Source organism: Kitasatospora sp. NPDC007106 (assembly GCF_040634455.1).
GTDB classification, from domain to species: Bacteria; Actinomycetota; Actinomycetes; order Streptomycetales; family Streptomycetaceae; genus Kitasatospora; species Kitasatospora arboriphila.
Window position 1 is genome coordinate 1 of the sequence record NZ_JBEYFP010000702.1, and the last position, 3,043, is coordinate 3,043.

Genomic DNA, 3,043 nt, shown 5'->3' on the forward strand with positions numbered 1-3,043 from the left:
GCACCCTGGGGAATGCGGTGTCCGCCTGCCGCGCCGTGCCCGACGCCCCCGCGCCACCCGGCCGCGCCACCCCCTCCGGGGAGTCCCGGAGGCGTCCGTCCGGAGCCGTTCGGACGGGTCTCTGACGACCCGTCGGGCCGGAACCGTGGACGTTCCGGCCGCCTCCCGGCTCCGAAGTCGGGGTGGCGCCTTCCTACCTGACACCGCGTCGGCACTGGCACACCATGTGGCGTGCCCTGGCGAACCCTGGCGAATGGTCGCGTGGCATGTGACAGAGCCACTACTGTCGAAATCAGCCGAGGAACCTGGGGGCTTCACGTGAGCAAGGGGCCGAACGCCAGACTCGCCGACCTGTTCGCCCTGACCGGATGGTCCAAGGGCGAGCTCGCCAGGCTGGTCAACCGGCGCGGTGCGGCGATGGGTCAGCAGCAGCTGTCCACCGACACCTCGCGGGTGCGGCGCTGGATCGAGCAGGGGGAGATCCCCCGCGATCCGGTGCCGCGGGTGCTCGCCGCCGTGTTCACGGAGCGGCTCGGCCGTGTCGTCACCACAGAGGACCTCGGTCTGGAGCGACACCGGCCCACCAGGGCGGGCACCCCCACGGAGACGGCGGCGGTCGTGCCCTGGCAGCCGGATCGGACAGCGGCGGTCCTCACCGAGTTCACGGGAATGGACCTCATGCTGAACCGACGCGGTCTGGTCGGCGCGGGCGCGGCGCTCGCCGCCGGCACCGTCATCGCCGACAACCTCCACGACTGGCTCACCGGCGACGGTGTCGCCCACGCGGCCGAACGGCCCGGCCCACGCCACGTGTTGACCCAGGGCGGCCCGCAACCCGTCGTGGACGTGTACGACGCCGGCCCGGTCGGCAACGACGAAGTCACCGCCCTGGAACGGTCCGTGGAGGTCTTCCGGGCCTGGGACGCCTCCCGCGGCGGCGGCCTCCAGCGCAAGGCCGTGGTCGGCCAGCTCAACGAGGTCGGCGGGATCCTGACGCACCGGCACAGCCCGTCCGTGGAGCGCCGGTTGTGGACGGTCGCGGCCAACCTCGCGGTGCTGGCCGGCTGGATGTCCCACGACGTCGGCCTGGAGCCCACCGCGCAGAAGTACTTCGTGATCGCCGCGCAGGCCGCCAAGGAGGCCGACGACCGGCCCCGGGCCGGCGAGGCGATCTCCCGCGCCGCCCGCCAGATGCTCCACCTCGGCCGCGCGGACGACGCCCTGGAGCTCATGCAGCTCGCCCAGGCCAGCGCCGGCGACCGCGCCCAGCCGCGGACGCGCGCCATGCTGCACACCGTCGAGGCCTGGGCGCAGGCCTCGCTCGGCCGCTCCGAGGCGACCCGGCGGGTGCTGGGCGAGGCCGAGGACCTCTTCGTGCAGGACGCCGACGAGGCGCCGCCGAGCTGGATGCAGCTCTTCAACGAGGCCGAGCTGCACGGCATGCAGGCGCTGGTCTACCGCACCCTGGCCGAGCACGACCCCGGCGCGGTGCGGCTCGCCGAGCAGCACGCCCGCCGCGCCATCGACCTGCGGCCGGCCGGCCGCGAGCGCTCGGCGCTGCTCGACCAGATCACCCTCGCCTCGGTCTACTGGATCTCCGGGGAGCCGGACGAGGCCTGCCTGCAGGCCAAGCTGGCGATGAACGCGATCAACCAGACGTCCTCGCTGCGGACCTGGGACCGGCTGCGCGAGATGTACCGGCTGGCGGGCCGCTACCAGGGGCTCCCCGAGGTCGCGGAGCTGCGCGAGGAGATCGACGCGGTGATGCCGCAGCGCCGCCGGCAGGTCTAGGGCGTCTCTTCCGGCTCACCCTTGGTCCGCGACGACGGCCGCATCCGAATCGCGCAGCGCCCGTGCCTCGTGATCCGACCTCCCGAGTGCCCTGGGAAAGGTCCTGGCCCCTCCGGGGAGTCAGGCGTGGACGGGGCGGATCAGCATGCGCAGGGCGGTGGCCCGGCCGTCCCGGCCGAGCAGGGGCGCGCCGGTGCAGCGCACCGTGGTGGTGCGGCCGTCGGGCCGGCGTATTCGGACGGTCGCGGCGCCGGTCTGCCCGTGCACCAGGACGCGGGTCACCAGGCGGCAGAGCTGCGGCCGGTCCTCGGCGTGCAGCAGGGCGGGGAGCGCGTCCAGGGTGAGCGGGCCCAGCCCGCGGTCGCGGCCGAGCAGGCGGAAGGCGCCGTCCGACCAGTGCACGTCGTCGGTGAGCAGGTCCCACTCGGCGGCGGCGACGTCTCCCGGACGGCTCACGGCGGGTGCGTGGCCGGCGGTCAGGCTCATCGGGGCTCGCTGCGTGTTCGGAGGAGGGTGAGGGTGCGGCCCGCGCGGGGCCGTTCCCCGAGCCTGCCACAGCGATCCGTCCGATGTGGGGGATTTGCGGACATCGTCCGCGAACTTTCCGGTGGCATATGCCCGGACCTGCGCGCGGCGAGAGCGCGGGGACGGTTTTCCGCCGCCGATCCGTTGCCCTGTGTGCAGATAACGGCCCCAAGCGGTAGCCTTCGGTGATTCCGGCGCCCGGGCGCCTGTCCAGGACCGATCCACCCCCGGCGACGGAAAAGCCGTTGCCTCGACGACCGCCGCAACGGATGCTGACCTCATGTTCGAGCCAGTGATAGCGCCCAGTGCCAGTCTCGTCGGCCTCCTGCAGAGGGGCCGCGGCGACGGGCAACTGCATGCCCTGGCCGCCGACCGCGCCGAGGCGATCGCCGCCCTCGAGTCCTGCGTCACCCACGACCCCCGCGCCGACTGGCAGGTCGAGAACCGCTCCCTCTACTACGCGCGCCTCTACATGGAGTTGGAGGCGCCGCTCACCGGCATCGAGGCCCACCTGCACGCCCCCGAGGACACCCTCGACCAGGACGAGGCCCGCACCGGCCTGGCCCTGTCCGTGCTCGGCCACCTCGCCGCCTACGGCCGCCGCGACGCGCTCGACCTGCTGCGCGGCTACACCGCCACCGGCTGGAACTGGGCGTGGGCGCTGGACGAACTCGCGCTGCGCGACGACGACCGGTCCCTGCTCTCGCTGGCCCCCGCCGTCCTCGGC

Annotated in this window: 2 protein-coding genes and 1 pseudogene; 2 read left to right on the plus strand and 1 reads right to left on the minus strand. The window is 73.9% G+C overall.

Features of this window, described 5'->3' with window-relative positions; all coding sequences use genetic code 11:
- Positions 1-318: 318 nt before the first annotated feature.
- Positions 319-1,791, plus strand: a complete 1,473-nt coding sequence (locus ABZ641_RS31055; protein WP_359987180.1) for a hypothetical protein — start codon at positions 319-321, stop codon at positions 1,789-1,791.
- A 120-nt stretch (positions 1,792-1,911) separates the two neighbouring features.
- On the opposite strand, the gene ABZ641_RS31060 is transcribed toward ABZ641_RS31055, so the two are convergent.
- Positions 1,912-2,247 carry a PAS domain-containing protein gene (locus ABZ641_RS31060; protein WP_359987183.1) on the minus strand — a complete coding sequence of 112 codons (336 nt, stop codon included), beginning with the start codon at positions 2,245-2,247 and terminating at the stop codon, positions 1,912-1,914.
- A 349-nt stretch (positions 2,248-2,596) separates the two neighbouring features.
- Here ABZ641_RS31060 and ABZ641_RS31065 point away from each other — a divergent pair.
- A pseudogene (locus ABZ641_RS31065) lies at positions 2,597-3,043 on the plus strand (HEAT repeat domain-containing protein); the annotation flags it as partial.